This window comes from Nocardioides sp. QY071 (assembly GCF_029961765.1).
Taxonomy (GTDB): Bacteria; Actinomycetota; Actinomycetes; order Propionibacteriales; family Nocardioidaceae; genus Nocardioides.
The window spans coordinates 4,905,293-4,922,425 of record NZ_CP124681.1 but is presented as its reverse complement, the minus strand read 5'-3'; the positions used below and the strand labels follow the sequence as shown (position 1 = coordinate 4,922,425).

The window sequence follows — 17,133 nt, the reverse complement described above, 5'->3', positions numbered from 1 at the left end:
TGGAGCAGTCCCTCAACGGGGCTTGCGGGCCACCACGTACAGCCGCTCGGTGGTCTCGCCGCGAGCGAGCACCGGCCCGCGCCGGTACCACTCGACGCCGACGAGCCCGGCCTTCTCGACGAGCGTGACGACATCGGCCGGCTCGTGGAGGACCACGTCGAGGTCGACCGCCTGGTCGAACCAGGTGTCGTGGTGGCGCACCTCCGCGCCGGCGTGGAGGGCGAGCACCAGGAGCCCGCCAGGGCTCAGCGGCCGGGTCAGGGCGTCGAGCGCCGCGGGCAGCTCGGAGGCAGCGAGGTGGATCAGGGAGTACCAGCCCAGGACGGCCGCCCATCCAGAGCCGTTGACCGGGCGCATCAGGGTGCGCAGGTCGCCGACATCGTAGACCCCGTCCGGGTAGCGCTCGCGCGCCTGCGTCACCATCTCCGGCGTCAGGTCGAGCCCGGTCGCGTCGGCGCCGGCCTCGGCGAGGTACGCCGTGACGTGCCCGGGTCCGCACCCGACCTCGACGACCGGGTCGGTGCCGGCGTGCGCGGCGACCCGGTCGAGCAGCCAGCGCTCGAAGGGAAGGGCGTCGAGCTCGTCGGCCAAGGCATCGGCGTACGCCGTCGCAACGGCGGCGTAGGCCGCCCGCACCTTCGCGTCCCTGGCCTCGGCGCCGCCGGCGAGGACCGCGTCGCGGTCGACGGCCGCGGCGGCCGTACCGCCGGGACCGGACCCGCCGGATGCGCCGGACGCGCCGGACGGGTGGTCGGCGGGCCCGAGGAGGTGGATCCAGCGAGCGTCCTGCTCACGTGGCTGCCTCGGCAGCGCCTGGACCAGCGGGGTCTCGCGCGCGGCCAGCTGCTGCAGGCACGCCTCGACGGCGTCGCGGTCGGGGAAGGCGTGCAGCCGCTCGGTGCGCGTCCGCAGGGCGCCCGGGGGCTGAGGCCCGCGCAGCAGCAGGACGGTGATCAGGGCTCGTTCGTCCTCGGCGAGGTCGAGCAGCACCGCGAGCCGCTGGAGGTACTTCAGGGTGCGCCGGCCGCGGTCGTCCCACGTGACCGCGACCAGATCGCGCTGCTTGAGCTCGCGCAGCGTGCGGTGCACGAGCTCGTCGTCGTACTCCACGACGGGCTCGCGGCTGCTCTGCTGGTTGCAGGCGGTGCGGACGGCGCCCACGGTCATCGGGTACGACGCCGGGACCGTCACCTCCTTCTCCAGGAGGCTCCCCAGCACGCGCTGCTCCTCGGCCGTCAGGACGGGCAGGTCGCTCACGGAACGGAGACTACCGATGCGGGTCGGGTGAGGCCGAGCGGCGCGACATGCGCGAGCGGAGCGAGCGCCGAACTAACGCAGCTCGAGACACCCCGAAGTCACCGGCTCCCACTCGATGCCGGCGTGCTCGGCGACCCGCTTGTCGAGGCCCGCGGCGATGTCGGCCGGCCAGGGGGCGGTGCGGCGATCGGCGATCTCGACGCAGAGGAAGATCTCCTCGAACACGCACGCCACCCGCTGGTTGGTGTCGTCGAGCACGAACACCAGAGCGTGGGCGGCCCGCTCGGAGCGCCCGAGCAGGCGCACCCGGACCGACATCTGGTCGCCGGTCCTCAGCTCGTGCAGGTAGGTCAGGTGGTGCTCCGCCGAGAGGCACGCGAAGCCGCTGAGCACGGGCCAGTTGAACGGGATCCCGATGTCGTAGAGCGACTCGTCGAGGCCCTCGCTGCCGATGCCGAGGTAGTGGCGCACGTTGAGGAAGCCGTTGCTGTCCTCGAACGCGCTGGGGACCGGCTGGACCGCGAAGGCCGGAAGGGTGGCGAGCTGGTCATACGTCGGCTGCGTGCTCATGCCCCGGACCCTAGGGCATGGCCGTCGGCCCCGCGCCTGCTACGCGCCACGTCCGACTCGATCTGGCTGCGTTGGGGACGCTCGACGTGCGCCCAGCATGCCGTCGCGCCCCCGCCTTGCCAGATCGGCCGGACGTGACGCTCGCGACGGCACGGCGCCGGCGGCCATGCCCTACTGAACCCGGCCGATGATTGGGCGGCGCCAGACACGCGGTCGTACCATGGGAGCACCAGATCCACTGCGTGTATCTACCTCGCGCCGGCTCGACCGGCGGTCCAAGGCGGCACCCGACCCCTTGGACGAAGGACATGCCTGATCACTCCCCGACGCTGGTGCGGGCCGCCGGAGCGTCGTACTTCCCGATCGCGCTCGTCGCGCGCCTGCCCTACGCGATGATGGTCGTCGGCGTGCTGACGCTGGTCGTCGCCGGTCGCGACTCGCTCGCCTTCGGCGGGCTCAACTCCGCGGTGGTAGGCCTCGGCGCCGCGACCGTCGGGCCACTGCTCGGCGCGGCCGCCGACCGGTTCGGCCAGCGCCGGGTGCTGCTGGCCAGCGGTGTCGTGTCGACGACGGCGCTCGGCCTGATGGCCTGGGTGGTCTACAGCCCGCTGCCCGCCGCGGCCGTTCTCGCGGTGGCGTACGTCGTCGGCGCCAGCGCCCCGCAGATCGCGCCGATGTCGCGCAGCCGCCTGGTCCAGATCATCGGCGCCCGGATCGCGCCCGGTCGTCGTTCGCGCACCTTCGACGCGACCATGGCCTACGAGTCGGCCGCCGACGAGATCGTGTTCATCGTCGGTCCGTTCGTGGTCGGCCTGCTCGGTACGACGCTCGACCCGTGGGCGCCGGTCGCCGGCGCGGCCCTGCTCACGCTGGTGTTCGTGACCGCCTTCGCGCTGCACCCCTCGGCGCTCGCCGCAGCCGGTGCCGACGAGCAGGCCGCCCCGCCCGCACCGGCCCGCGAGATCGCCCGGCCCGCGCTGCTGGCCGTGGTCGCGGGAATCTTCGGCGTCGGGCTGTTCTTCGGCTCGATGCTGACCTCGCTGACCTCGTTCATGGCCGAGCACGGCGGAGCGGAGTCCGCCGGCCTGGTGTACGGCGTGATGGGCATCGGCTCCGCGATCCTGGCTCTCGGCGTGGCCCTGTTCCCCGCCGCGTTCTCGCTGCGCGCCCGCTGGCTCGTCTTCGGTACGACGATGCTCGCCGGCGCCGCGCTGCTGCCGTTGGTCTCGTCGGTCGCGGCGATGTGCGCGGTGCTGCTGCTCATCGGCTGCGGCATCGGCCCGACGATGGTGACCCAGTACAGCCTCGGCGCCCTGCGCAGCCCGGCCGGCCGTTCCGCGACGGTGATGACGATCCTCGGCTCCGCCGTCATCGTCGGCCAGTCGCTCGCCTCGGCCGTCACCGGCAACCTGGCCGACCGGTTCGGCACCTCGGCCGCGGTGTTCATGCCGATCCTTGCCGCCCTCGTGGTCGTCGCGGCGGGTGTCGTGAATGCCGTGCTCAGCCCGGCGCGACCTCAGTCGCCCTCGACCAGGATGGTCACCCCGCCGCTGGCGAACGCCGGCACGTCGGCCTGAGCCGCCTGGCCCTCGGGCGAGGCGAGCGCCGCGTCCAGCGCCTCCCTGTTCGGGAACTCCGCGTGGAAGCTGGCGAATACCGGCACGTCGCCGGCCAGGGTCTCGACGGCGAGCGAGTACCGCAGCGCGGTGGCTCCCGGCAGCGCTCGCGCGAGCGGGACGTGGACCTCCTCGTAGTGGCGGCGGAAGGCCTCGGGGTCGCTCGGGGTTCCGTAGAGCACGGTCAAGGTGGGCATCTCAGGCCTCCTGGGCGCTGTCGGCGGGGGTGAACTTCTCGCGGTGGATCAGGCGCGGGGCCATCCGGCGCCGCTTGAACGCTCGCACACCGGCCTCGACCATCGGCGGAGGACCGCACAGCCAGCCGGACCAGCCGCGGGCGCTGGCCACGTCGTCGACGAAGACGTCGGTCGGGAAGCCGCCGCGGTACGACGTGCGGGCGTCGTCGGGCTCGTCGGACAGGACGGGGACGAACCGGAAGCCCGGGTGGGCGGCCGCGAGCTCCTCGAACCGGGCCAGGTCGTAGAGGTCGGCGCTGCCACGGACCCCGTGGTAGAGCACCACCTCGCGCTGGGGGTGGCGTGCGAGCGCCGTACGGACGATGCCGACCAGGGGCGCCAGCCCGGTCCCGCCGCCGATCAGCACCATCGGCTCGCCCTCGTCGGCCTCCGGGCCGGGCACGTGGAAGTCGCCCAGCGGGCCGATCGCCTCGACCCGGTCGCCGACGGCGACGGAGCCGAAGAGCCAGCGGTCGCTGGCGATCCCGTCCGGCACCCGGCGTACGTGGAGCTCGAGGACCTTGTCCTCCTCGGCCGTGTTGGCCAGCGAGTACTGACGGCGCTCGCCGCTGCCGGGGACCACCAGCTCGACGTACTGTCCGGCGCTGAAGGCCAGCGGCTCGTCGAGCCCGAGCAGGATCCGGCGGGTGTCGCGGGCGATGTCCTCGACGGCGGTCACGGTGGCGGTCAGGTCCCGAAGCGGGTGCGTGGTCCGGCCGGTGTCCGCGCCGCGCAGCGCCACCTCGGTGTCGCCGCAGGGGCGGGCCTGGCAGGCCAGCGCCAGCCCTGCCTCCCGCTCGTCCGCGGTGAGGGTGTCGAGCGGGGAGTCGCGGTGGTCGACCTCGCCGGACACCACCTGCAGCTTGCAGGTGCCGCAGGTGCCCTGGTTGCAGGAGTTCGGCATCCACACCCCGGCGCGCAGCAGCGCCTCGAGGACCGTCTGGTCGGCGGCGCCCTCCACCCGGCGCTCGCCGACGGTGATCGTCACCTCACACCTCCCAGGTGCAGTGCAGCGAGGTCGGGCCGCGGAAGCCCCAACCCCAGAACTCGACGTCCTCGGACGTGTCGCGCTCCAGGTTCGGGATCGCCTCGAGCAGCTCCTCCATCGCGATCCGCATCACCTGGTTGGCGTAGTAGATGCCCGCGCAGGCGTGGTTGCCGGCACCGAACGCGAGGTGCGGCAGCGGTGGACGGTGCAGGTCGAACTTGGTCGGGGCGTCGTACCTGCCGGTGTCGTGGTTGGCGGCGCCGTACGACAGGATCACGGGCGTCCCGGCCGGCAGGTCGACGCCCGCGACGGTGACCTCGCGGGTGGAGATCCGCGCCGTGGCCGACCAGATCGGTGAGGTCCAGCGCATTCCCTCCGAGATCGCGCGCGGGATCAGCGTCGGGTCGTCGACGACCTCCTCGAGCTGCTCGGGGCGGCTGAACAGACCGACCAGGGTGGAGGCCAGGCCGTGGCCCGGCTCCTGCATGGCGCCGAGCAGGTAGACGTAGATCGTGGGGTAGACGTACTCGCGCTCGCGGGTCTGGCCGGGCGGCATCCCGTCGTGCAGCCAGTGCGAGATGGCGGTCTCCGCGGGCTCGGCGATCCACCGGTCGATCAGCGGGTCGACGGTCGCGCGGATCTCCGCCTTCGCCTCGTCGCCCTCGCGGAAGCCCTCGGGGTCGAGGAACTCGCCGTTCTCGTCGACGCCGGCGTTGGTGAACGAGCGGCTCAGCTTGTGGAACCAGTCGCGCAGCTGGTCGGAGGAGACCGACTGCAGGCCGAGGAGGTCGCCGAGCGAGCGCACGCTGACCGGCTCGCAGTACTCGCCCACCAGCTCGGCGCGCCCGGCGTCCTCGAAGGCCTCGAGGTAGCGGCGGGCGATCGGGCGGACCAGGTCGTCGACCCAGCGGTCCACCTCGACCGGCTGCAGCTGCGGCTCGACCATGCCGCGCAGGTCGGCGTGGATGTCACCGTTGACGCCGATGATCGCCGGGTGGCCGAAGGTGCGGCCGCCGGCGGGCGTGATCACGGCCTCGAAGTGGGGGCTGGTGGCGACCTCGCGGCAGATCTCGGCGGTCGAGGCGACGTACGAGCCCAGGACGGGGACGAAGGCCAGCGGGGCCTCGCGGCGCAGCCTCTCGTACGTCGGGTAGGGGTTGCGCTCGAGCTGGGACATCGAGACCGACTCCAGCCAGGAGAGGTCCGGCGTGGTCGGCTGCTGAACGGCGGTCATCGGGTGCTCCTCGGGAGGGTGCTGGTGCTGCGGAAGTGCGACGAAGGTAGGCCGACCGGCGTACGGCGGCGACACGGATCGCGCGGTCCCGGCACCGATCGCGCGGGCGATTTGTGACCTGTGTCTCAGGTAGATTGCACAGCGTGTCCGAGCGGGTCCGGGGCCGGTCGCCGCGTGACTGGGGGAGTGCGTCCCGGGTCGTCGCGGAGGCCTACTTCCCCCACGAGCTCCGGCTCGTCGGCGGAGTCCACGAGCCGCGGCTGACGCTACGCACCCTCGACCTGGGGCCGGTCATGATCGGCCAGGTCGGCTGGGGTGCCGACGTCGCGATCGACTGCGACTACCCCGGCGCCTACGAGGTCAACCTGCCGATCACCGGACACCTCGAGAGCCGGGGCCGTCTCGGCGCGGTCACCTCGGTCGCCGGGCAGGGCACCGTCTTCCGGGCCGACTCCCCGTCACTGATCAGTCACTGGGACGCGACCTGCACGGTGCTGGGCGTGAAGTTCGACAGCGCCTGGTTCGAGGTGGAGGCCGAGCGGCTGCTCGGCACCGACCGGATCGGCGTACGAGAGCTGTTGCCGGACCAGCTGCGGCTCGACGAGGGCCGCGGCCGGGCGTGGCGCCAGCTGGTGGCCAGCCTCGCGACGAACCTGCACGACCCCCACCTGTTCGCCGACAGCGACCTGGTGCGCCAGCAGCTCGCGGGCGCGCTGGTCGCCGGCCTGGTCGACCTGTGCCGCTCCGGTGACGGGGCCGGGCCGCCGGCCCGCCCGTGGCACGTGCGACGCGTCGTCGAGGGGCTGCACGACGACCCCGCCCGGGCCTGGACCGCCGCCGAGATGGCGGCCCTGGCCGGCACGAGCGTGCGCCGGCTGCAGGAGGCCTTCCAGCAGTGGCTGGGCTGCACCCCGTCGGCGTACCTCCTCGAGATCCGGCTGCGCCGAGCCCGCGCCGACCTCGCTGCCGAGCCGGCGCCGATGGTCAGCGACGTCGCCGCCCGCTGGGGCTTCTCCAGCGCCAGCCGGTTCGCCGCGGCGTACCGCCGCCGCTACGGCGAGGCGCCCTCCGCCGCCCGCCGCTGACCCGGCCCGGAAGTGCGCCTGTCTTCCGCCGACCCGGCAGAAAGTTGCGCTGGACTCGCGCCGACCCGGCAGAAGAGTGCGCCGAAACGACGCCGACCCGGCGCGAAGTTCGCGCCGGGTCGGCGGGGATCCGGAGCACTTTCGCGCCGGGTCGGCGGGGATCCGGAGCACTTTCGCGCCGGGTCGGCGGGGATCCGGAGCAGTTTCGAGCCGGGTCGGTCAGAACAGGTCGGGGACCGTCCAGCCGTCGAGGTCGTACTCCGCGAGGAACTCGTCGGCGAAGCCCTTCATCTGGTCGACGATGCCGCGGTTCTGGGCGGCGAAGAGCAGCTCGGCCTTCACGTTCTCGTGGTTGCCGGAGTAGTTGCGCTCGTACAGCTCGTGGCGGCCGCCGAACTCGGTGCCGATCGAGTCCCACAGCGCCTTCATCACCTTGACCCGGTCGACGGCGGTGATGCCGTTGGAGCCGCGGACGTACTTGTCGAGGTACGGGCGGACCTCGGCGGACTTGAAGTCGGCGGCGCCCGAGGGCAGGTAGATCAGGCCGGAGGCGACGTCCTGCTCGATGATCTCCTTGACCCGCGGGTAGCCGTGGATCATGAACATCCGGTAGGTCAGGCCGTACTCCAGCTTCGGGATGACCGCGTCGCCCACCCACGGCTCGGGGTCGCGGGCCATCGACTCGGTGAGCGACCAGAACAGGTTGCGCCAGCCGATGACCTCGCCGACCCGGGTCTGTACGCCGCGGAAGTCGCCGGAGCCGGTGGTCTCGAGGGCCTTGATCAGCAGGCCGGCGATGAAGTCGAGCTTGACCGCGAGCCGGGTGCAGCCCTGGAAGGTGAACCGGGGCAGGAAGCCGGACTGCGGGAAGAACGCGTTGATCCGGTCGACGTCGCCGTACATGAAGACGTTCTCCCAGGGCACCAGCACCTTGTCGAACACGAAGATGGTGTCGTTCTCGTCCATCCGGCTCGACAGCGGGTAGTCGAACGGCGTGCCGTTCTGGGCGGCCTGCTGGGTGTACGACGTGCGGCAGATGAGCTTCACGCCCGGCGCGTCCATCGGGACGGTGCAGATCAGCGCGAACTGCTTCTTGCGGATGGGCAGGCCGTAGTGGGCGATGAAGTTGTAGTTGGTGATCGCCGAGCCGGTCGCGACGACCTTCGCGCCCGACACGACCAGGCCGGCGTCGGTCTCCTTCTCGACCTTCATGTAGACGTCGCCGACCTCGTCGGGCGGCAGGTTGCGGTCGACCGGCGGGTTGATGATCGCGTGGTTCCAGTACAGGACCTTCTCCTGCGACTCGCGGTACCACCGCTCGGCGTTGGCCTCGAAGGGCGCGTAGAGCTCCTTGTTGGCGTGCAGCGTGCCGAGGAAGGACGCCTTGTAGTCGGGGCTGCGACCCATCCAGCCCCACGTCATCTTCGCCCAGCGCGCGATCGCGTCGCGCTCCTTGAGCAGGTCGGCCGACGAGGTCGGGGTCTTGAAGAACGGCATCGTCACCCCGCCGTTGCCGGTGTCGGTGGGGACGGTGAGCTCGTCGACGTGCGGACCGGTGTGGAGGGCGTCGTACAGGCGGGCGGTCATCCGGATCGGGTTGCGGAAGGCCGCGTGCGTCGTCACGTCCTTCACCCGCTCGCCGTTCAGGTAGATCTCCCGGCCGTCACGCAGGCTCTCGACGTACTCGTCGCCGGTCATCGGACGCGAGGCGAAGTTGGTCTGCTTGTTGGCGGGGGAGTCGGCGGCGGGGTTGACGGTCGGCGGGCCGTCGTCCTGGGCGGGGCTGGTCTCGGGGGCGAGGGTGTCGGTCATCTCGGGGTTCTCCTCAGTAGTGGGTGTCGGCCGGCACGAGCGCGCCGAACCAGCTGGTGTGGGGGTCGTCCTGGCAGCCGAGCCAGACGACGTCGGACGAGCGGCGGCCCATCTGGTGGAAGGCGCTGTCGTGGAAGAGCAGCGGACGACGGTCGGTGCTGACGACGTCGACCACCTCGCCGAGGAACAGCAGGTGGTCGCCGCCGTCGTCGGTGCGGTGCGCGCGGCAGGTGATGGTGGCCGCGGTGCCGCGCAGGGAGGGCGCGACCGACCCGTCGCACCAGGGCAGCGGGTCCGCGCTCGGGCGCCCCGCGAAGTGCATCGCCACGTCGACCTGGTCGGCGGCGAGCACGTTGACGGCGAAGGACGCGCCGTCGAGGTACGCCGCGGCCCTCGACGTACGGGTCAGCGCCACCTGGACCAGCGGCGGGTCCAGGGAGATCGGCGTGAAGGCGGTGACGGTCGCGCCGTGGTGGGCGCCGTCGGGGGTGCGGCAGGTGATGACGGTGACGCCGGTCGCGAAGCGACCGAAGGTCGAGCGCAGCGTGCGCGGGTCCATGGCTCCTCCTCGTCGTTCGCGACCTGGGGACCAGGTCGGTGGACGGGGACGCTAGGCCGGTACGACGGACGCTGCGATCCGCTCCGCGAAGGGACTGTCCGCAATGCGCAGCGGGGTGGATCGGGTGCGTTTTCCGGACAACGCGGCGGCGGTACTGTGATGGGCGTCACCGAGAAGGGGGTGAGCCGCGTGACCGGAACCCTGACCGCGTCGTCCCACGAGCTGGGCGACTTCTCCGACGCCGTCGCGCGGGCCTACTTCCCCCACGACCTGGCGATCAAGCGGACCCCCGCCGGTCCGGCCGACCTGCGTGCCGTCGACCTCGGTCCGGTCCGCCTGGCCCGGATCGGCTGGGGCTCGGAGGTCGCCGTCGAGTCCGACCACCCCGGCGCGTGGGCGGTCAACGTGCCGCGCAGCGGGGTGCTCGAGGCCAACGTCGGCGGCCACCACGTGCTGTCCCTCGACGGCCAGGCGACGGTCTGCCCGCCCGACGAGCACACCCGGATGACCCGGTGGTCCGCCGACTGCTCGATCGTCGGGATGCGGGTCGAGCGCGCCTACCTCGCCGAGGAGGTGACCGCACTCGTCGGCCTCACCACCGACCGGCTGCCCGCCCAGGTCGACCTGCGCACCGACGGCGGCCGAGCCTGGATCGGCCTGCTCGGCTCGATCGGCACCGAGGCGCTGCGCAACCCGGTCCTGGTCCGCGACGAGCGGGTGGGCCGCCGTCTCGCCGGCACGCTGACCGCGGCCTTCGTCGCCGCCTGCTTCCCCGAGGAGCCCGGCTGCGGCACGATCCGGCCGCGGATCGTGTCCCGCGTCGTCGAGGCGATGGAGGCCGACCCGGCCCGCGACTGGACCGCCGCCGAGCTCGCCACCGCCTCCGGGGTCGGGATCCGCCGGCTCCAACAGGGCTTCCAGCGCTACCTCGGACGTACGCCGACCCAGCAGCTGCTCGCGATCCGGCTCGAGCGGGTGCACGCCGACCTGCTCGCGGGCGGTGTCGACAGCGTCTCGGAGGTCGCGACCCGCTGGGGGTTCGCGCACCTCGGCCGCTTCGCCGCCTCCTACCGGGAGCGGTACGGCGTGGCGCCGTCCGTCACGTTGCGCGGGCGGTAGCGCCCCGGTCCAGGCTCGCGAGCGCGCCGGCGACCACGCAGATCGCGGCCATGGTCAGGCCGGTCGCGCGGAACGCGGCCGCGTCGCCGCCGTACACCTGCAGCAGGGCGACGGCCAGTGCCGAGCCGACGGAGAAGCCGAGGTAGCGAAGCAGCTGGTTGAAGGCCATCGCGCTGCCCGTCTCCGCGGTGTCGACGTTGGGCACGATCAGGATCGCCATCGACGAGAACGTGAGGCCGCCGCCGAGACCGCCGACGGCCATCGCCAGCAGCGCCTGGCCGAGGGTGTCGTGCCAGCAGGTCAGCATGACCAGCGCCGTGCCGAAGACGAGGCAGCCGGCGGGCAGCAGTGGCCGGGTGCCGATGCGGCGGGCCGCGAGCAGGGCGATCCGGTTGGAGACGATCCCGGCGATGGCGTACGGCACCAGCACCAGGCCGCTCGCGGCGAGGCCGGCGTGCAGCCCGAAGCCGTGGCTGCCGTCGGCCTGGACCAGCACCACGACCAGGGTGAAGAGGCCGTAGAGGCTGACCCCGACGGCGACGGTGACCAGGTTGGGAGCGCGGACGCCGGGACGCACGGCGAGGTGGAGGTCGACGAGGACGGGCCGTCCGCGGCGGGGAGCGATGATGCTCCAGCGGATCCATGCGACGAGCAGGACGACCCCGCCGAGGCCGGTTGCCAGGGTCGGGAGCTCGGCCCATCCCCAGCGCTCGCCCTGGCTGACCGCGAGCAGGAAGCCGAGCGTGCCGGTGCACAGCAGCAGCGCGCCGACGACGTCGATCGGCTGCGGCTCGCCGTCGCGGGAGGCGGGGAGGTGACGGAACGCGAGGAGCGTCGTGGCGCCGATCAGGATCGACCCGAAGACATAGGCGCCGCCGATGCCGAAGTGCTCGGCCACCAGCGCGGACGCCGGGTAGCCGAGGCCGGCGCTGCTGACCGACGCCACGGACAGGGCGGCCAGCTTCGCGAGCAGCTCCTGACCGGACCACAGGTCGCGGGCGACCGCGAACGCCAGCGGCGCCAGCGCCATCCCCACGCCCTGCAGCGTCCGGCCGGCGATCATCGTGCCGATCCCGAGCGGGAGCGCGGTCAGCAGCGCGCCGCACAGCACCGCGACCAGGCCCGCCAGCAGCACCGGCCGGCGCAGCCGGCCCGTGGCCAGCCGGCCGAGGACGGGGGTCACGACCGCGCCGGCGAGCAGGGTCGCGGTGAGCATCCACTGCGCCGTCGCGAGGGAGACGTCCTGCTCCCTCGCGACGGTCGGCACCAGCGGGGCGCCGAGGCTGCTCACGATGCCGGTCAGCACGGTGACGGCGGCGAGGGTCGCGAACTGGACGCGAGTTCCCTCGGTCGTGGTGGCGGACGGCACGCCGCGATGGTCTCAGCCGCGCGCCGGGTCCCGGCCGGCGACTTCCACCGGGCGGGACCGGCCGGCTTCAGCCGGTGCTTCGGGCGTGCGCCGCGCGGCGCTCCAGCAGGCTCCGCTCGTCGCCGTTGCGGGTACGACGGGCCGCCTCGTCGAACTCCTCGGCCGCCTCGGCGTGCCGGCCGGCCCGCTCGAGCAGGTCGCCGCGCACGCTCGGCAGGAGCGGGGAGTCGCGCAGTGCGTCGTCCGGGAGCGCCGCCAGGACGACGAGGCCGGCGTCCGGGCCGGCCGCCCTGCCGTGAGCCACGGCGCGGTTGACCTCGACGACCGGGCCTGGGGCGGCGGCCGCCAGGACGTCGTAGAGGCGGGCGATGCGGGGCCAGTCGGTCGCCGCGGCGGTGCCGGCCTTCGCGTGCTCGGCGGCGATCGCGGCCTGCAGGTAGTAGCGGCCCACCGGGACCCCGCGCGCGGCGATCTCCTCGGCCCGGCGCAGCGCGGCCAGGCCACGGCGGATCAGGAGCTCGTCCCAGCGGGTGCGGTCCTGGTCGTCGAGCAGGACCGGAGCGCCGTCGGCATCGGTGCGGGCCGGGAGCCGGGAGCCCTGCAGCTCGAGCAGAGCCTGCAGGCCGTGGACCTCGGGCTCCTCGGGCGCCTGCTCCGCCAACAGCCGGGCCAGCCGGATCGCCTCCGCCACGAGGTCGGGCCGGGTCCAGTCGTCGCCCGCCGTGGCGACGTACCCCTCCGTGAAGACGAGGTAGACCACCGCCATCACGTCGTCGAGCCGCTGCGTGCGCTCGGCGCCGGTGGGCAGCTCGAGCTCGGCGCCGGCCTCGGCGAGGGTCTTCTTGGCCCGCGAGATCCGCTGGCCCATCGTGGTGCTCGGCACGAGGAAGCCGCGGGCGATCTCGTCGGTGGTGAGGCCGCCGACCAGACGCAGCGTGAGCGCGGCGCGCGACTCGGGCGTCAGCGCGGGGTGGCAGCACAGGAACACCAGGCGCAGGACGTCGTCCTCGATGTGGTCCACCTGCGACTCCAGGTCAGGCATCGGGCTCACCTCCTGTGCCGCGTGGCCGAGCTCCTGGGTCTTGCGACGCAGCGTCTCGGCGCGCCGGATGTGGTCGATGCCGCGGCGCTTGGCGGTCGTCATCAGCCAGGCGCCGGGATTGTCGGGTACGCCGACCGCCGGCCACTGCTCGAGGGCGGCGACCAGCGCGTCCTGGGCGAGGTCCTCGGCCAGGTCGACGTCGCGGGTCATCCGGGCGAGCGCGCCGACCAGCCGCGCAGACTCCTGCCGCCAGGTGGCGGTGATGGTGTCGGCGGTGGTGGCGTCGGCCATGCGGCCAGCCTAGTGGCGCGACGCGCCCCTAGGGCCGGCCGCATGGCGGTGCCGGTGAGCGGCTGGCGCTCAGGCGTCGGCGGCCTCGGGCGCCTCGTCGGAGATCTGGCGCAGGGTGGCGACCATCTTGCAGTCCGGCCAGTGCTTGGCGTGCAGGTCGGCGAACTCCTCCTGGTTGGCGATCGCCTCCTCGAGGGTGTCGTACTGCAGCAGCGCCCAGCCGCCCACGGCCTCCCGGGCCTCGGCATACGGGCCGTCGACCCGGGTGACCTCGCCGGTGCGCACCACGAAGTTCACGGCGTCCTCGAGCCCGAACAGCCCGCCACCGTCGAGGAAGTGGCCCTTCTGCGCCTGCTCCCCGATGTAGGCGTCCATCGCGTCGAACAGCGCCTGCGGCGGGTTGCCCTGTCCCTCTTCCATTCGCACGAGTCCCATGAAACGCGGCATCTCGATCAGTCCTTCTTCTCTCGTAGGTGAGTGATTCGAACCTACGTCGAACGACCGACGCCGCCTTCGACATCGACTGCGGAAAAAGTTCGTCGGAGGTCGAGGAGGTCGCTCAGCGACCGTCACGAGACCCCTGGCCGTACTCTCGCCGACCGTCCACGGACAGCCCCGGCAGCACCTCACCTGGTCTCGTGACGTGCCACGACCTCGCTTGCTTCGCTGCGCGAGCTCGTCGGCTCTCCTCGACCTCTTCGGCCGACGCCGGCCTGCTCCTTCGTCGCAGACCGGCGGGCCTCAGACGTTCCTGCGGTACTGCCCGCCGACCTCGAAGAATGCCTCCGTGACCTGGCCCAGCGAGCACACCCGGGCGGCGTCCATGAGGACGGCGAAGACGTTCTCGCCGCTCGTGGCCGCCTCCTTGAGCCGGGCGATGGCCGCGGTGGCGTCGTCGGCGTGGCGGGCCTGGAAGTCGCGCAGCCGCACCAGCTGCGACTCCTTCTCCTCCGTGGTCGCGCGGGCCAGCTCGATCTCGTCGGGCGTCCCGTCGCCGCTCTCCGGCGCCCGGAAGGTGTTGACGCCGATGATCGGGAGCGTGCCGTCGTGCTTGCGGTGCTCGTAGAGCATCGACTCGTCCTGGATCCGGCCGCGCTGGTAGCCGGTCTCCATCGCGCCGAGGACACCGCCGCGCTCGGAGATCCGGTCGAACTCGGCGAGCACGGCGGACTCGACGAGGTCGGTGAGCTCGTCGACGACGTACGAGCCCTGGAGCGGGTTCTCGTTGGAGGCCAGGCCCCACTCGCGGTTGATGATCAGCTGGATCGCCAGCGCGCGACGCACCGACTCGGTCGACGGGGTGGTGACTGCCTCGTCGTAGGCGTTGGTGTGCAGCGAGTTCGCGTTGTCGTAGATCGCGATCAGCGCCTGCAGCGTGGTGCGGATGTCGTTGAAGTCCATCTCCTGCGCGTGCAGGGAGCGACCGGACGTCTGGACGTGGTACTTCAGCTTCTGCGAGCGCTCGTTGGCGCCGTAGCGGTCGCGCATGGCGACGGCCCAGATCCGGCGGGCGACCCGGCCGATCACGGTGTACTCGGGGTCCATGCCGTTGGAGAAGAAGAACGACAGGTTGGGCGCGAAGTCGTCGATGTCCATGCCGCGGGCGAGGTACGACTCGACGTACGTGAAGCCGTTGGCGAGGGTGAACGCGAGCTGGCTGATCGGGTTCGCCCCGGCCTCGGCGATGTGGTAGCCGGAGATGGAGACCGAGTAGAAGTTGCGGACCTGCTGCTGGATGAACCACTCCTGGATGTCGGCCATGCAGCGCAGCGAGAACTCCGTGGAGAACAGGCAGGTGTTCTGGCCCTGATCCTCCTTGAGGATGTCGGCCTGGACCGTGCCGCGGATCGACTTGATCGCCTCGTACGGGTCGATGCCGCGCTCGCGGGCCTGGTCCATCGCGGTGTTGAGGTAGAACGCCAGCACCGTCGGGGCGGGGCCGTTGATCGTCATCGAGACCGACGTCGTGGGGGAGAGCAGGTCGAAGCCGTCGTAGAGCGCCTTCATGTCCTCGAGCGTCGCGACGGAGACGCCGGACGTGCCGACCTTGCCGTAGATGTCGGGGCGCTCGTCGGGGTCGCGGCCGTAGAGCGTGACCGAGTCGAAGGCGGTCGACAGGCGGGTCGCCGGCTGGCCCTCGGAGAGCATCCGGAACCGCTTGTTGGTGCGGAACGGGTCGCCCTCGCCCGCGAACATGCGGGCCGGGTCCTCGTCGGCGCGCTTGAACGGGAAGACGCCCGCGGTGAAGGGGAAGTGGCCCGGGAGGTTCTCGCGGCGCCAGTAGCGGACCAGCTCGCCGTGGTCGGCGAAGCGGGGTACGGCGACCCGCGGCACCCGGTTGCCGGAGAGCGACTCGCGGCCCTTGGCGGCGGTGTCCTCGTCGTACTGCGCGACGACACCCGGCCAGGCGGCCAGCTGGTCGCGTACGTCGAGCGGCAGGTCGTCGTTGGCCCGGGCCGCGGCGGCGGCGAGGTCCTCGATCTCGGCGAGCTCCTCGGCGACCGCGGCGAAGCGCTGCGCACGGCGGGCCTTCTCGACGAGCACCTCGGTGTCGGCGTGGTAGCTGCGCACGGTCTCGGCGATCTCGGCGAGGTAGCGGACCCGGTCGGCGGGCAGCACAGTCTGGATCCGGGTCGACGTCTTGCCCTCGACCGGCGCGAGCAGGCCCTCGCCGGCGGCGAGGCCCCGTCCGGCGAGCAGGCCGCGCAGGAACTGGTAGAGCGCGGTGACGCCGTCGTCGTCGAAGGTGGCGGCCGAGGTGCCGAAGACGGGCATGTCGGCGGGCTGCTTGCCGAACGCCTCGCGGTTGCGGACCATCTGGCGGCCCACGTCGCGCAGCGCGTCCTCGGCGCCGCGGCGCTCGAACTTGTTGATCGCGACCGCGTCGGCGAAGTCGAGCATGTCGATCTTCTCCAGCTGCGACGCGGCGCCGAACTCCGGCGTCATGACGTAGAGCGAGGTGTCGACGAACGGCACGATCGCCGCGTCGCCCTGGCCGATGCCGGGGGTCTCGACGACGACGAGGTCGAAGCCGGCGGCCTTGATCACGGTGAGCACGTCGTCGAGGTGCTCGGGCACCTCGTGCGCGCCGCGGGTGGCGAGGCTGCGGAAGTAGACCTGGTTGCGGTCCAGGCCGTGCCCGGTCAGGTCGAGGCTGTTCATCCGGATCCGGTCGCCGAGCAGCGCGCCGCCGCCCTTGCGCCGGGTCGGGTCGACGGCGAGCACGGCGGCGCGGACCTTGTCCTGCTGGTCGACCCGCAGGCGTCGTACGAGCTCGTCGGTGAGGCTGGACTTGCCGGAGCCACCGGTGCCGGTGATGCCGAGGACGGGGGCGGCGTGGGCGGCCGCCGCCGTGGAGAGCTGCTCGAGCAGCGCGCCGTCGAGCTTGCCGAGCTCGGCGCCGGTGATGGCGCGCGCCAGCGCCGCACGGTCGCCGCTGAGGACCTGCTCGGCGGTGACGCTGCCGGTCTCCCACAGGTCGGTGTCGCAGGCCTCGACGACGGTGTTGACCATGCCGGGCAGGCCGAGCCGCTGGCCGTCCTCGGGGGAGAAGATGGTGACGCCGGACTCGCGCAGCCGGTTGATCTCGTCGTGGACGATGACGCCGCCACCGCCGCCGACGACCTTGATGTGGCCGGCGCCGCGCTCACGGAGCAGCTGGGTGAGGTACTCGAAGTACTCCACGTGGCCGCCCTGGTACGACGACACCGCGATGCCCTGCACGTCCTCCTCGATCGCGGCCTCGACGACCTCGGCCACCGAGCGGTTGTGCCCGAGGTGGATCACCTCGCAGCCCTGGCTCTGGAAGATCCGCCGCATGATGTTGATCGAGGCGTCGTGGCCGTCGAACAGGCTGGACGCCGTCACCAGGCGGACGGGGTGCTGCGGGACGTGCAGGGTGTGCTCGGGCATCGATCCTCCAAACTCCTTGGATCTCCGATAGTAGGACGTCCAA

14 protein-coding genes are annotated in these 17,133 nt (G+C 72.5%); 3 read left to right on the top strand and 11 right to left on the bottom strand.

Going from position 1 to position 17,133, the window contains the following annotated elements:
• Positions 1 to 12: 12 nt before the first annotated feature.
• Entirely contained in the window at positions 13 to 1,257 is a 1,245-nt protein-coding gene (locus tag QI633_RS23750; protein WP_282427261.1) for a DUF480 domain-containing protein, read from the bottom strand.
• A 72-nt stretch (positions 1,258 to 1,329) separates the two neighbouring features.
• Positions 1,330 to 1,827, bottom strand: a complete 498-nt coding sequence (locus QI633_RS23745; RefSeq protein ID WP_141797066.1) for a thioesterase family protein — start codon at positions 1,825 to 1,827, stop codon at positions 1,330 to 1,332.
• 308 nt (positions 1,828 to 2,135) lie between these two features.
• On the opposite strand from QI633_RS23745, the gene QI633_RS23740 reads away from it, so the two are divergent.
• Positions 2,136 to 3,404, top strand: coding sequence for an MFS transporter (locus QI633_RS23740; RefSeq protein WP_282427260.1), 1,269 nt, complete (start codon positions 2,136 to 2,138; stop codon positions 3,402 to 3,404).
• Here the strand turns inward: QI633_RS23740 and QI633_RS23735 are convergent.
• Genes QI633_RS23735 through QI633_RS23725 form a run of 3 tightly spaced genes read right to left on the bottom strand, consistent with a single transcriptional unit; the run spans position 3,344 to position 5,901 of the window.
• Positions 3,344 to 3,640: an EthD family reductase gene (locus tag QI633_RS23735; RefSeq protein WP_282427259.1), complete on the bottom strand. Its 297-nt coding sequence runs from the start codon at positions 3,638 to 3,640 to the stop codon at positions 3,344 to 3,346. The two genes, QI633_RS23740 and QI633_RS23735, sit on opposite strands and share 61 nt — an antisense overlap.
• Before the next feature lies 1 nt (position 3,641).
• On the bottom strand, positions 3,642 to 4,667 hold the full coding sequence (locus tag QI633_RS23730) for a 2Fe-2S iron-sulfur cluster-binding protein (RefSeq protein WP_282427258.1): 1,026 nt from the start codon (positions 4,665 to 4,667) through the stop codon (positions 3,642 to 3,644).
• Position 4,668: 1 nt separating this feature from the next.
• Entirely contained in the window at positions 4,669 to 5,901 is a 1,233-nt protein-coding gene (locus tag QI633_RS23725; RefSeq protein WP_282427257.1) for a cytochrome P450, read from the bottom strand.
• 143 nt (positions 5,902 to 6,044) lie between these two features.
• On the opposite strand from QI633_RS23725, the gene QI633_RS23720 reads away from it, so the two are divergent.
• A complete protein-coding gene (locus QI633_RS23720; protein ID WP_222117724.1) occupies positions 6,045 to 6,986 on the top strand; it encodes an AraC family transcriptional regulator in 942 nt (313 codons plus the stop codon).
• Positions 6,987 to 7,205: 219 nt separating this feature from the next.
• On the opposite strand, the gene QI633_RS23715 is transcribed toward QI633_RS23720, so the two are convergent.
• On the bottom strand, positions 7,206 to 8,798 hold the full coding sequence (locus QI633_RS23715) for a 4-hydroxyphenylacetate 3-hydroxylase N-terminal domain-containing protein (RefSeq protein ID WP_282427256.1): 1,593 nt from the start codon (positions 8,796 to 8,798) through the stop codon (positions 7,206 to 7,208).
• 13 nt (positions 8,799 to 8,811) lie between these two features.
• A complete protein-coding gene (locus QI633_RS23710) occupies positions 8,812 to 9,357 on the bottom strand; it encodes a flavin reductase family protein (RefSeq protein ID WP_141797072.1) in 546 nt (181 codons plus the stop codon).
• Positions 9,358 to 9,546: 189 nt separating this feature from the next.
• Here QI633_RS23710 and QI633_RS23705 point away from each other — a divergent pair, with 189 nt between their 5' ends.
• Complete coding sequence (locus QI633_RS23705) at positions 9,547 to 10,476, top strand: AraC family transcriptional regulator (RefSeq protein WP_260805747.1); 930 nt, start codon at positions 9,547 to 9,549, stop codon at positions 10,474 to 10,476.
• Here the strand turns inward: QI633_RS23705 and QI633_RS23700 are convergent.
• From QI633_RS23700 to icmF, 4 genes are all read right to left on the bottom strand, one after another.
• Positions 10,457 to 11,845: an MFS transporter gene (locus QI633_RS23700; protein ID WP_141797074.1), complete on the bottom strand. Its 1,389-nt coding sequence runs from the start codon at positions 11,843 to 11,845 to the stop codon at positions 10,457 to 10,459. The genes QI633_RS23705 and QI633_RS23700 overlap by 20 nt on opposite strands.
• A 67-nt stretch (positions 11,846 to 11,912) precedes the next feature.
• Positions 11,913 to 13,178, bottom strand: a complete 1,266-nt coding sequence (locus QI633_RS23695) for a sigma-70 family RNA polymerase sigma factor (RefSeq protein WP_141797075.1) — start codon at positions 13,176 to 13,178, stop codon at positions 11,913 to 11,915.
• A gap of 69 nt (positions 13,179 to 13,247) precedes the next feature.
• Positions 13,248 to 13,613, bottom strand: coding sequence for a YciI family protein (locus QI633_RS23690; RefSeq protein ID WP_260805748.1), 366 nt, complete (start codon positions 13,611 to 13,613; stop codon positions 13,248 to 13,250).
• Positions 13,614 to 13,919: 306 nt separating this feature from the next.
• On the bottom strand, positions 13,920 to 17,090 hold the full coding sequence (icmF, locus tag QI633_RS23685; protein WP_282427255.1) for a fused isobutyryl-CoA mutase/GTPase IcmF: 3,171 nt from the start codon (positions 17,088 to 17,090) through the stop codon (positions 13,920 to 13,922).
• Positions 17,091 to 17,133: the final 43 nt, after the last annotated feature.

Coding starts and splice junctions, on each gene's coding strand:
- QI633_RS23695 (WP_141797075.1), bottom strand. CDS start 13,178: ATGGCCGACGCCACCACCGCCGACACCATCACCGCCACCTGGCGGCAG.
- QI633_RS23735 (WP_282427259.1), bottom strand. CDS start 3,640: ATGCCCACCTTGACCGTGCTCTACGGAACCCCGAGCGACCCCGAGGCC.
- QI633_RS23710 (WP_141797072.1), bottom strand. CDS start 9,357: ATGGACCCGCGCACGCTGCGCTCGACCTTCGGTCGCTTCGCGACCGGC.
- QI633_RS23745 (WP_141797066.1), bottom strand. CDS start 1,827: ATGAGCACGCAGCCGACGTATGACCAGCTCGCCACCCTTCCGGCCTTC.
- QI633_RS23715 (WP_282427256.1), bottom strand. CDS start 8,798: ATGACCGACACCCTCGCCCCCGAGACCAGCCCCGCCCAGGACGACGGC.
- QI633_RS23740 (WP_282427260.1), top strand. CDS start 2,136: ATGCCTGATCACTCCCCGACGCTGGTGCGGGCCGCCGGAGCGTCGTAC.
- QI633_RS23725 (WP_282427257.1), bottom strand. CDS start 5,901: ATGACCGCCGTTCAGCAGCCGACCACGCCGGACCTCTCCTGGCTGGAG.
- QI633_RS23690 (WP_260805748.1), bottom strand. CDS start 13,613: ATGGGACTCGTGCGAATGGAAGAGGGACAGGGCAACCCGCCGCAGGCG.
- icmF (WP_282427255.1), bottom strand. CDS start 17,090: ATGCCCGAGCACACCCTGCACGTCCCGCAGCACCCCGTCCGCCTGGTG.